The 10,867-nt window shown below is 65.1% G+C and carries 12 protein-coding genes; 3 read left to right on the top strand and 9 right to left on the bottom strand.

The window, feature by feature from the left end; genetic code table 11:
- The 4 genes from VKZ50_04005 to VKZ50_03990 form a co-directional block, all read right to left on the bottom strand.
- The coding region (locus VKZ50_04005) for an IS3 family transposase (GenBank protein ID HLJ58876.1) at positions 1-429 on the bottom strand (429 nt) is incomplete at its 3' end.
- Positions 430-461: 32 nt separating this feature from the next.
- A complete protein-coding gene (locus tag VKZ50_04000) occupies positions 462-728 on the bottom strand; it encodes a transposase (protein ID HLJ58875.1) in 267 nt (88 codons plus the stop codon).
- A 275-nt stretch (positions 729-1,003) separates the two neighbouring features.
- On the bottom strand, positions 1,004-1,291 hold the full coding sequence (locus VKZ50_03995; protein ID HLJ58874.1) for a hypothetical protein: 288 nt from the start codon (positions 1,289-1,291) through the stop codon (positions 1,004-1,006).
- Between the two features lie 71 nt (positions 1,292-1,362).
- On the bottom strand, positions 1,363-1,836 hold the full coding sequence (locus tag VKZ50_03990; protein ID HLJ58873.1) for a VOC family protein: 474 nt from the start codon (positions 1,834-1,836) through the stop codon (positions 1,363-1,365).
- Between the two features lie 242 nt (positions 1,837-2,078).
- On the opposite strand from VKZ50_03990, the gene VKZ50_03985 reads away from it, so the two are divergent.
- Positions 2,079-2,483: a VOC family protein gene (locus VKZ50_03985; protein HLJ58872.1), complete on the top strand. Its 405-nt coding sequence runs from the start codon at positions 2,079-2,081 to the stop codon at positions 2,481-2,483.
- 57 nt (positions 2,484-2,540) lie between these two features.
- Here the strand turns inward: VKZ50_03985 and VKZ50_03980 are convergent, their stop codons facing one another.
- From VKZ50_03980 to VKZ50_03960, 5 genes are all read right to left on the bottom strand, one after another.
- On the bottom strand, positions 2,541-3,425 hold the full coding sequence (locus VKZ50_03980; protein HLJ58871.1) for a tyrosine-type recombinase/integrase: 885 nt from the start codon (positions 3,423-3,425) through the stop codon (positions 2,541-2,543).
- 884 nt (positions 3,426-4,309) lie between these two features.
- Positions 4,310-5,497 carry an alanine--glyoxylate aminotransferase family protein gene (locus tag VKZ50_03975; protein ID HLJ58870.1) on the bottom strand — a complete coding sequence of 396 codons (1,188 nt, stop codon included), beginning with the start codon at positions 5,495-5,497 and terminating at the stop codon, positions 4,310-4,312.
- A 219-nt stretch (positions 5,498-5,716) separates the two neighbouring features.
- Positions 5,717-6,121 carry an aminotransferase class I/II-fold pyridoxal phosphate-dependent enzyme gene (locus VKZ50_03970; GenBank protein HLJ58869.1) on the bottom strand — a complete coding sequence of 135 codons (405 nt, stop codon included), beginning with the start codon at positions 6,119-6,121 and terminating at the stop codon, positions 5,717-5,719.
- A 269-nt stretch (positions 6,122-6,390) separates the two neighbouring features.
- On the bottom strand, positions 6,391-8,037 hold the full coding sequence (locus tag VKZ50_03965) for an ABC transporter substrate-binding protein (protein HLJ58868.1): 1,647 nt from the start codon (positions 8,035-8,037) through the stop codon (positions 6,391-6,393).
- Positions 8,038-8,082: 45 nt separating this feature from the next.
- On the bottom strand, positions 8,083-8,823 hold the full coding sequence (locus VKZ50_03960; GenBank protein ID HLJ58867.1) for an SDR family oxidoreductase: 741 nt from the start codon (positions 8,821-8,823) through the stop codon (positions 8,083-8,085).
- Between the two features lie 250 nt (positions 8,824-9,073).
- Between VKZ50_03960 and VKZ50_03955 the strand changes: the two genes are divergently transcribed.
- Both VKZ50_03955 and VKZ50_03950 read left to right on the top strand, forming a co-directional pair.
- Positions 9,074-9,841 carry an IclR family transcriptional regulator gene (locus VKZ50_03955; protein HLJ58866.1) on the top strand — a complete coding sequence of 256 codons (768 nt, stop codon included), beginning with the start codon at positions 9,074-9,076 and terminating at the stop codon, positions 9,839-9,841.
- On the top strand, positions 9,838-10,827 hold the full coding sequence (locus VKZ50_03950) for an asparaginase (GenBank protein HLJ58865.1): 990 nt from the start codon (positions 9,838-9,840) through the stop codon (positions 10,825-10,827). Before VKZ50_03955 ends, VKZ50_03950 begins: the two co-directional genes overlap by 4 nt.
- Positions 10,828-10,867 lie beyond the last annotated feature (40 nt).

Here is a 10,867-nt window from a genome sequence, read left to right as displayed (position 1 = left end):
TACCGAGGTGTCCGCCTCCAACGCCAAGCACTCGCGCGTCCGATCATCGACAATCGTCAGCACCCGAAAACTGCGCCCGGCGCCCAGAGCATCCGTCAGGAAGTCCATTGACCACCGCTCGTTCGCGCGCGTCGGGCGCGTCAGGGGCGCCCGTAGGCTGGCGGCGCGTTTCCGGCGCCGCCGGCGAACCGCCAGGCCTTCCTCTCGGTACAGCCGGTACACGCGCTTGTGGTTAATCACCAGGCCCTCCCGGCGAAGCAACACATGGAGTCGCCGGTACCCGAACCGCGGCCACTGCCCAGCGAGGCCCTGGAGCCGACGCCGAGTCGGCGCATCATCGGCTCGCTGGCGCTGCCGCCGACAGGTCGACCGCCATACCTCGATCAGCCGACACGCCCGTCGCTCGCTGAGCCCGTAGTGCCCCACCATGAAGTGGGCGGCCTCGCGTCGCGCGGCGGGCGTTAGAGCTTTTTTAGGATCACCCCGCGCAGCGCCTGATTATCGAGCGTCAGCTCGGCGACGGCGTGCCGGAGGCGTCGATTCTCGTCCTCCAGCTGTTTGAGCCGGCGGGCTTCGCTGACCCCTACCCCGCCATACTTGGCGCGCCACCGATAGTAGGTCTGCTCACTGAGGCCGTGCCGTCGACACAACTCCCGCACGGCGGTCCCGGCGTCGGCCTCCTTCAGGATCTGAACCATCTGCTCCGTCGTGAACCGGCTGCTTCGCATCTCCCCCTCCTTGGGCTAGGACTTCGTGCCTCGGAGGGTACTCTCATTTTGAATGGACCACTTTCAGGGGGGCAGGTCACAGCGCCTCGCCCCTAACCCCAGGTCTCAGGGCAACGTCGCGTGGCTCCGCGTAGGATAGGAAGAGGCCGCGCCCTGAATCGACGCGGCCCCGTCTTCCTATCCCGGCTACGGAATACGACCGTTTACCCTTCGGTGCTCCGTACGATGCGCCGCTTGCCTTGCGCATCACCCTGCCACCTTACGAGCCAGGTTGTTTACCGCTGCAGATTGTGGGTTTCGAAGGCCGTCTCCTGTGGTGGCGTGGTGAAACTTCCTTTGATGCCCTGCCGCATTCGGGGCATTAGGATATTGTCGCGGAACTGCTCCCAACTCTCTTTGGAGTCGTGGATCGCCACGATCGTCCAACCACCAGCCGACGCGCCAGCCGCGTGAAAGATCTGGCCTTTCGGGAGGCTGGTCCGCGAGGGATGCACCGCAGCGAGTGCCGCCTCATACTGTTCCTTCGTACCGCCCGGAAAGTAGTGTACGATCCCGTATGCCATTCTCGCACCTCCCTCAGGCTGTTGTTGCACCCTGCGCTTCCAGGCCGTCTACCCCGGCGAACGGAGACAACTCATGCGTGTACGATCTGCCGCAGTAATACCTTATCTGACTGCGTGAGGTCGAGCGGTTCGGCGTACGGCTGCCGGTACGATCTCAATGCGCCCGTCGGCCAGTAGACCTCGATCAAGTGTCCATCCGGGTCTTCGAAATAGAACGCGAACGACACACCGTGGTTGAACGCAAACTTTATCGGTATCTGCTTCTCCACCACTCGCGCGTGGAGCGATCGCAACTCCGCTAGCGAGGCGACCTTGAAGGCAGTATGCGCAAAAATGGGATTCGCAAACAGGGCGATTTCGTGCGACTCTTCGTCAGAACGGCTACAGAGAAAAGCGCTGGCTCCTAGCGCATGGTCGGCCCCGCTTCCGCCCACGATTTGCATGTCTAGAATGTCGCGGTAGAACTCGGCCAAGGCTGCGGGGTTTTTCGAATGCAATCCGACGTGGTGTATCCCGGTATTTCGACAACTTGCGGGCTTCTGCATCGAAGCCACCTCTTGATGGATCTCAGTTAGCGATCAGAACCTTTCCATCGCACGTCCCGAACTCCTTCCGTTCAATCCACGAGGACTCCCCTTGAAACAAATGAGGGCCGCGCCCTGAATCGACGCCGGTCCCGCTTCTCCACTGTTCGGCAGGAGCCGCATACCGAACAGTGGGAACACGTCGGTATGGGGGACGGATGTTGAGATGACGAAGCGATCTAAGATGAAGGGGGGAATCTGGAATGAGGATTCTGTTTGTTGCCGGGTTTGGCCCGATTGTCCGCGATGCAGAAACAAGCCGACGCCTATATGTGGATCTGTTCCGAATACCGTTTAAGGAGGAGGCTGACGGCTACCTTCACACTGAGGCGCTCGGCGGCGTGAAGAGTTTTGCCCTGTGGCCGTTGTCGCAGGCGGCACAGTCGTGTTTCGGAAGCGACGTGTGGCCGAGCGAAGTTCCCGTCCCTCAAGGATGGATCGAGTTTGACGTTGAGGATATCACAGAGGCCACGACTGAACTCTCGTCGAGAGGTTATCGGCTACTCGTTGCGGAGAGAAAGGAGCCGTGGGGTCAAATCGTGACTCGTCTTCTTGGACCGGAAGGATTGCTAGTCGGCGTGACACACACCCCTTCGATGCGAAACTAGCGGCCACACAATAGACACCGGGGCCACGCCCTGAATCGACGCGGCCCCACTTCGCTCTCAGTCCCGAAACGCCCGATCCGCCGGAGAATGTTGATCGTGCGCCCGTCGCAGGTCGGCGGTCACGAGATGACTGTATCGCTGGAGCATCCGACGATCTTTGTGGCCGAGCATCCGGCGCAGGTGTTCTTCCGAACAGCCACTCCGCAACATCTCCGTCGTGAAACTATGGCGCAAGTCATGCCATGAGCCCCGTGCGGTGTGGAGCCCGACTCTTGCTCTGAGGCGCTCGATGATCCGGCAGAAGTTTCGACGGGAGAGAGCCAATCCGTGCCGATCAACAAAAAGGACATCACCAGGAAGTCGTGACCGTGCGTCGAGATACTTGCGGAGCGTCCGCGTGACGGTCACGCTAAACGGAACGTGTCGAATAGGCGTCGGATGACCGGGCCGCGCTTTCCCTTGGACCCGCAACGTCCGCTCCTTCCAGTCCACGTCGCTCGCGAGTAAGCGCCGCATCTCGATGCTGCGCAGACCGCAATCGAACGCGACTTCCAACATCGCGCGATTCCGCAGGCCGGTGAACGTGTCGGCGCGACAGGCCCGACGGAGCGCATCCACCTGTGACACCTGGAGCACATAGGGCACCTCTTCGGGCAAGCGCGGCGTCACGATCTCGCGGGCAGGATTCTCGGCGATCATCCCCTTGCGCTGCATCCGTCCATAGAGCACCTTGATGGCCTTCACTCGTGAGAAGCGCGTATAGGGGTTCTCGAAGGTACGGAACACCCCGGCGAGGTAGGCGTGCAGGTCCTCCGCCGCAAGTGACGCGGCGTCCCTCTCTCCGAGCCACTCAACGAATGGACGGAGCCAATCGCGATAGTTCCGCAACGTCAACGCGGCTTTGCCCTCTTCGATTTGTTGCGCGAGGAGAAACCGTTCCAACAGCACATTCTTGCTGGTTTGTTCGGTAGTCTTGGTGAGGCGGGAACGCTTGGTGGGCGGTGCATGTCTTGAACCTGCGGCCTCATCCGTGTGAATTCGCTGGGCCCGTTCTTGCCCCGTTCCGCCCTATGCCATCGTGTGTCGCGACGTCAGGATTTACAAGGGTTTCTGTGTCGGCCTGTCTCCCGGGCTCTCGCCCTCTCTCGCGGTGTCCGTTTGCAATCCGTTTGCAATCCGTTTGCAGAATGTGGGTGGATGCTCGGGCGTAGAGATGGCTGGCCACACGGTCCCAGAGGACCTGAACACGCGGCTTGCAGAGCGCCCGAGATGCCTCCTTTCGCGCGCCCGCGAAGATACACCAGCCCGATCCCAAGAAACGCTTCCGACTCCTGCTCCTCGGAAACGCCGTCGAGAAAGCGTGTGCGCAACCACACCGGGAGACGTTTGCCACACCGAGGTAGAAATATGCCCCCGCCGCGAGCTCGGTCAGCTTCAGTCCAATACTGCAGCAGGGTGGTCAATTGGGAGCTGTCGATCCGAGCGTGACGGTGTGACGATATTTCGGGCATCAGGCTGGCTACGGCCCGTGGATTCCTGGCACGACGATGCCGGTCGGGACGGAGACGGCGCTGGGTCGCGACCAGCGGGCATTCTGCCTGCCAGGCGTGCCGCAGCGCCGAACCAGTGTAGTCCCGTACGAAGATGGATACTTTTCACAGACGTCTTGCTTTCTTTGCAGCAGTTGGTTGGGCACGGCGCCCGACGCGTCACGCCCGTTCCTCGCGTGTTCTCAGCCACCGGACTGCACGGCGTGCATCCGACAGCGCGCCGTCCAAGTGCAGAGTTTGACCGCAGCGCCGAACCCCTCCGGGAACACGAACTCGTCAATCCACCCGACCTGGACCCGTGGGACGGACTGCATCTGTCTCGAGTTCTTGTCGGGCCGCGGCGAGCCCCGCCGCGGTGTCGACCGGGTGTCCAAGATCACCAATGGACCGGCCGAGCGCCTCCAAGCCAGCGAGCAGCCATGATGGTTTCGTGTAACCGAGGTGGCCGATACGGACGACCTCACGCGCTTGGGGGCCAACGCCGCCGCCCAGCACCACGTCGTACGCGTCGCGGGCCCGTGCCGCGACCATCCGTCCCTGCACGCCGTGCGGCATCAGGACGGGCGTGACCGTATCCACAGCGTAGGCGTCCTCGGCGAGCGTCCTGAGGCCCATGCCCCGCACTGCCGCGCGGGCCGCCCGCGCGAGTCGTCGGTGCCGCTCGAACACCGACGGTAATCCCTCGCGGAGAATCAGGCGGACCGCGGCATGAGCGGCGAATACGATACTCACGTTGGTCGTAAACGGTGTGCCCGGCAGGGCGCCCTGGATCTGTGACCGGCCCTTCCGGAGGTCGAAGTAGAACTTCGGCAAGGTGGACCGCTCGGCCGCCTCCCATGCCCGGTCGCTCACACTCACGAACGCCAGGCCCGGTGGGCTCATGAGCGCCTTCTGTGAGGCTGTTACGGCGACGTCTACACCCCAGCCATCGGTCTCAATCGGCACCGCGCCGATCGAGCTGACTCCGTCCACCATCAGCAGCGCCGGATGGTCGCCGAGCGCCTCGCGGACGCCGCGGACATCGTTCAGCACGCCGGTACTGGTTTCGCTCTGCGTGATGAGCACTGCGCGGTACTCTTGTCCAACATCCGCCCGGAGCCGGCCGGCCACGGCGGCGAGCGGCGTCGGCTCTCCCCATTCCGCTTTGACCCGGTCGACCCGAACGCCGTATTGCTCGGCGATCGCGGCCCAACGCTCGGCGTAGCTGCCATTATTGACTGACAGCACGCGATCGCCCTGACACAGGAAGTTCACGATCGATGCTTCGAGCCCGCCGGTGCCGGTTGAGTTCAGGGGCATGATGTCGTTCGAGGTCTGGAAAATCGTCCGGAGGCCGTCGAGCAGCTCCCGAACCATCCCGCCGAACACCGGACCGCGGTGATTGATCATCTGACGGTTCATCGCGCGCCGCACTTCAGGTGGCAGCGGCGTGGGGCCAGGAATCAGCAGCGTCGTCCGCGCCATTGCTCCTCTCCTCTCGTCTTATCGCATCCGTGCCGCCGCAGTGCGGCGCCGCGCAAATATTTTTCCTTCGGCCTGCCGGCGGGTCTGCGCCTAACTGGTCAGGTGCGCGTCCAGGCACATATCGAGGTCGTGGCGACGAAACCGCAGTTGGCCCCAATTTTGACGGCGAAGTCTTGCAGGCGCCGTGCTGTCGGTCCGCGATCTCCTCTGTGCGATGTCCTACTCCCGGGACAGCGCCGCCGCGATCCGCGAGGCCGCCTCCTGTATGACCGGGGCCGGCTGCAGCAACGTCGCCCACATCGCTTCCTGCGCGCCCGCCGTGACGATCACCTGGCCCGCGCTGACGTCGACGCGGTACTCGCACCGGCACTTCTCGGCGATCGCTTCGCGGAGGTCCGGTCGGCCCTGCCAGTGTGTGTAGTGGGTCGCACCGCCGTCGAGGGCGCGCTTCGCAGCCCCGATGATGTGGGGCGGCGTCGGCAGGTCTGGATCCCCGCGCCCGAGCGACACCAGGCCCCGGCGGTCCTCCGCCAGCGCGAGCAGCCGCTCGCGGTCCCCGGCGCCCTGCTTGGCCGCCCGCTTGGACACGCGCGGCGCGATCGTTTCTCCGCTCGAAAGGCTCATCGCCCCACTCTCCCTCCAACGCGCCGGCCGGCCGGAAGAGCACAGCGGCTGCGCACTCGGCGCCCTTCAGATACTGCTGACGGCGCAGATGCGACGCGCCGGCCCACTGCGCGACGTCCCGGCGGTTCCCCGGTCACGGTCTTCCCGCACGGCGCAGCCCCCCCTGCGCCGCGCCCGCACGCGTGGCGGGGCTGACCCGCGGCGATCGATGCGGGCGCACTCCCCGCCCGCCGTCCGGTCCCCTGCGGCTCGCCGCGCCCGTGACGCGATCAGCTCTTCGTGATCGTCGAGTAGTCAATATACCAGCCGGTCGTGTACGTCACTCCCTTGAGGTTGGACCGGTACGCGATTGACACGGCCGGCTGATACAGCGGGATGTAGGGTCCATCCGTCGAGAGCCGCCGGTCGACCTGCTGGTACAGCGCGTCTGCCTTTGCGGCATCGGTTTCAGTCTCCGCCTGCTGTCCAAGTTTCGTGATCGCCTGGGCCTCCGGGCTCGAATCCGTTTCCCACTGAAGCCGATGACCGACGGTCCGCCCGGGGAGGAAGACGAGATAGTCGCTGCGGTCCATGTAATCGGCGAGCCAGCCGCCGATGCCCATAGACAGCTTGCCCTGCCGGTACTGCGTGACCTCGGTGGCGTACGGCTCGTCGGCGATATTGAGCTTGATCCCGATGGCGGCCAGGTCCCGCTGAATCTTCTGAGCCAGGATCCCGAGGTCGAGGCCGAACCCCGCGTACGTGCTCGAGTAGAAGAACGTGCCCTCGAGGTTCGTGAGGTTCGCCTGCTGCAGGAGGGCCCGAGCGCGCTGCTTATCGGTCTTGATCGCCTCGCTCACCGGCCGCGCGCCGGGGAAGCTCGGGGGGATGATGCCGGCCGACCTCCGGGAGCCCGGCGCGGTCAGCGCCATCACGCCCTGGTAGTCGATCGCGTACCGGATCGCTTCGCGCACCTTCGGGTTGGCGAACGGCCCGCTGATCTGCGGGTTGGCGTTGATGATGATGTTTACGACGTTGAGCTCGGGGCTCGACTTCACGACGACGCCACTGACGTGCCGGAGCTGACGCGCCTGGTCGGCCTGAATGTTGACCGCGATGTCGATGTCGCCCTTTTGCACCATGAGCGCCTGCGCGCTCGGTTCGATGATGTTCCTGACGACGACCCGGTCAAGCGACGACGGCCCCCGCCAATAGTTGGGGTTCTTCACCATCGCGATCTCCTGGTTCGGGACGTACGAGTCCAGGGCAAACGCCCCCGTCCCGGCCGAGTGTGCGTTGAGGTAGGTTTCCGCCTTGTCCGTATCCTTGGCGTCCGGGCCCGCGGCCCCGCCTTGCGCCATCACGACCTTGGAGTCGACCGGGCTCAGCGACGGCGTCGTCAAAATCGCGAGCTGCGCCGGTTTCGGGTGGGCCAGCTTGATGACGAAAGTCGTGGGATTCGGCGCGTCGACGCTCGACACGCCGTCAAGGAGCCAGGCGCCGTTCCCCTTGATGTTGATCAGCCGCTCAAACGACCATTTGAAGTCGGCCGCCGTCATCGGGTTGCCGCCGACGAATTTGACGTTCGGCCGCAGCGTGAACGTGTACGTGAGCCCGTCCGGCGACATCGTCCACTGGGTGGCGAGCGACGGCCGGATCGTCTTCAGATCCTCGCCCGCGAACGTGACCAGCGCGTCGTAGCAGACGTGGTCGATGTTGTTGGTCGCGTTCTCGAGCGTGCGGCCCGGATCGAGCGTGTTGATGTTGAGCAGCATCGCGACGCTGAGGGTCTTGCCCTGCGTGGGCGCCGCGGCCGCCAGGCGCGTGTCCGCGACAGACAGCGCACCGCCCCCGAGCGCCGCCAGTGATGCGGCCGCGCCGGTGCGGAGCACCTGCCGCCGGGTCATTCGGAGTCCCGAGCGTTCGTTCAAGAGCATCGTCCACCCCCTGCGTAGCGTGTCGTTGAGTACTCGTGCGGACGTCTAGGGCATTGACATTGGACGCATGAGCAGCGACCATCCACCATCGATCAGGATGTCCTGGCCGGTGAGGTACGCGGACGCGTCGGATGCCAGAAACACGCACAAGCCCACCATGTCCTCCGGCTGCGACACCCGGCCGATCGGTATCAGATCGATCGTCATCTTGTATCGGGCCGACATCCGGTCGGCAGGGCGCTCAGGCGACGCGATCGAACCGGGCGAAATCGCGTTGACCGTGATGCCGTCGGCCGCCCATTCGACCGCAAGCCCGCGCGTGAGCGCCACGACGGCGCCCTTCGACGCACTATACGAGGTCCGCCGGACCACCCCTTTGCGCGCCGAGATCGAGGCGATGTTGATGATCCGGCCCTTGTGCTGACGGCGCATAAAAGGGTAGACCGCCTGGCAGGCGTGCAAGACGCCGCGGACGTTCACGCCCATGATCCAGTCGAAATCCGCCGCGGTGTGCTCCGCCGCCGTCTTGTCGACCCGCACCGCGCCGTTATTGACCAGGACGTCGATCCGCCCCCATCGATCGGCCGCGAAGGCCGCCATCCGCTCGCAGGCCGCGGGGTCGCTCACATCGGCCGTGCACGCCGCCGCGCTCCATCCCTCGTTGCGCATCGCGGCCGCCGCCGCGTCGCCGCTGTCCGCATCACGGTTGGCGATAAGCACATGGGCTCCCGCGCCCGCGAGCCCGCGGCTCAGCCCCAGCCCGAGATTGCGGTTGCCTCCGGTCACAATCGCCACACGGCCGGCAAGGGAAAAGAGTTCCAGGGTCGGAAGATGCGGCGCCGGCCTTCCGGAGCGATCCGTAGTAATCATAGGTCGGTCCGGTCCTCCCTCCGGGCTGCGGTGCAAGCCAAGGCAATTGCTGTTCCCTATTTGGTGGGCAGGACTAACTATCCTCCCGATACCGCCCTAAGAATACGCTCTATTCGGAAGGGAATTTCATTTCTGAGAGGGAACCGCTTAGCGGTAGGAGATGCCAATGCCGAAATCCGATTCCGTTAAGACTGTCAAACGGTCTATCGACATTCTGAACCTGCTTGCTGAGGACGGGCGACAGCTGGGCGTCATCGAGTTGAGCAAGCGCCTCAAAACGAGCCAAAGCACGGTGTACCGGATCCTGTCGACGCTCGCAGCCGAGGGCTACGTCACGCAGGATCCGCGAACGGAAAAGTACCACCTCGGACTGCAGGGCATCAATCTCGCCGGGGCCGCCCTCAACCAGCTCGAGATCCGCAAGCAGGCGATCTCGATCCTCGAGCGCCTGGTTTCGGCCACCAGCTACAACGCCAATCTCGGCATCCTGCACCGGCAGCACATGATGTACATCGCCAGGATCGACGGCCCGAAGAGCGCGCGGATGTACACGCCCATCGGGCGGCGGGCGCCCGCGCACGCGACCGCGCTCGGCAAGGCGATCCTGGCGTTTTTGCCGCCCGACGAGGCGGCGCCGATCGTGCGCAGCGGTAGCCTCGTCGCCTGCACGCCGCACACGATCATCGATCCTGCGGTCCTCGCCGAAGAACTGCGCCGGATCAGGCAGCGCGGCTACGCGGTCGACCGGGAGGAGTTCCTCGCCGGCATCTGCTGCGTCGGCGTGCCGGTACGCGGGCCATTGGGCGGCGTCGAGGCGGCGCTCAGCCTGTCGGGGTCCATCTTTCAACTACGCGAGGAGGACACGGAACAACACGCCCGCCTGCTGCAGGACGCGGCCTATGAACTGTCCGGCCGCCTCGGATATCAGGTGTGAGTGTCGCGTCCAAGCCGCGCGTACGCGTGATTACGACCGGCGGGACGATCGCCGGCAAGCAGCAGCCGTCCGGCACGGTGGCCCCCGGCCTCGGCCCCGGCGAACTGCTCGACCGCATTCCCATGGTACGCGACTACGTCGAGTGCGAGGTCGACGGCTGGCTGGAGGTACCGAGCAACGCCATCGGCTTCCCGGAGATGCTGGACCTCGCGCGCCGGGTGACGGACGCGCTCGCCGACCCCTACCTCGCCGGCGTCGTGATTACCCACGGCACCGGCACGCTGGAGCAGACGGCCCACTTTCTTGACGTGACGCTGGGGCACGAACGGCCCGTTGTGGTGACCGGCGCACTCCGAAATCCCACGCAGCCGAGCGACGACGGCCCGGCCAACCTGTTGCATGCGATTCAGGTCGCCGCCTGCGAGCGCGCCCGCGGGCTCGGGGTGCTGGTGGTGATGAACGGCACAATCCACTGCGCGCGGGACGTGACCAAAACCAACCCCGCGAATCCCGCGGCGTTCCAGTCGCCCGAGTTCGGGCCGCTGGGCGCGGTGGACGAGGACTACGTCTTCTTCGCGCGGCGGCCGTTCCGGCGGCTGCGGGCCGTGCTCCCGGCGACGATCGGCGCCCGGGTCGAACGCGTGCCGTTCGCGGCCGACCCAAGCGACACGCTCCTCCGGGCCGCGATCGAGGGGGGCGCAGACGGCCTCGTGGTCGAGTTCGGACGGCTGAACGCATCGTACGTCGAGTTGTTGAAGGGCGCGATGGCCCGCGGAGTCACCGTTGTCGTCGCGAATCCCTACCCCACCGGCCGCCTTCAGCGCAACACCTACCGGCACGAGGGCGGCGAATCGCACCTGTTGTCGCTCGGCATGATCTTCGCCGGTACCTCGGGCCTCAAGGCCCGCGTGAAGCTCGTCGCGCTCCTAAGCGCCGGCCTCAGCCGCGAGGAGATCAGAGACCTATTTCATGCAGAGTGGCAGTAGCCCGTCCGTCGCGCCGACGGCGCCGGTGACCGGCAGAACG

Source organism: bacterium (genome assembly GCA_035295165.1).
In the GTDB taxonomy this organism is placed as follows: Bacteria; Sysuimicrobiota; Sysuimicrobiia; order Sysuimicrobiales; family Segetimicrobiaceae; genus JAJPIA01.
Note: the sequence above shows the minus strand (reverse complement) of the source record. Positions and strands in the feature narration are given on the sequence as shown.

Coding starts and splice junctions, on each gene's coding strand:
- VKZ50_04000 (HLJ58875.1), bottom strand. CDS start 728: ATGCGAAGCAGCCGGTTCACGACGGAGCAGATGGTTCAGATCCTGAAG.
- VKZ50_03970 (HLJ58869.1), bottom strand. CDS start 6,121: ATGAGCCTTTCGAGCGGAGAAACGATCGCGCCGCGCGTGTCCAAGCGG.
- VKZ50_03995 (HLJ58874.1), bottom strand. CDS start 1,291: ATGGCATACGGGATCGTACACTACTTTCCGGGCGGTACGAAGGAACAG.
- VKZ50_03990 (HLJ58873.1), bottom strand. CDS start 1,836: ATGCAGAAGCCCGCAAGTTGTCGAAATACCGGGATACACCACGTCGGA.
- VKZ50_03955 (HLJ58866.1), top strand. CDS start 9,074: ATGCCGAAATCCGATTCCGTTAAGACTGTCAAACGGTCTATCGACATT.
- VKZ50_03985 (HLJ58872.1), top strand. CDS start 2,079: ATGAGGATTCTGTTTGTTGCCGGGTTTGGCCCGATTGTCCGCGATGCA.
- VKZ50_03975 (HLJ58870.1), bottom strand. CDS start 5,497: ATGGCGCGGACGACGCTGCTGATTCCTGGCCCCACGCCGCTGCCACCT.
- VKZ50_03965 (HLJ58868.1), bottom strand. CDS start 8,037: ATGCTCTTGAACGAACGCTCGGGACTCCGAATGACCCGGCGGCAGGTG.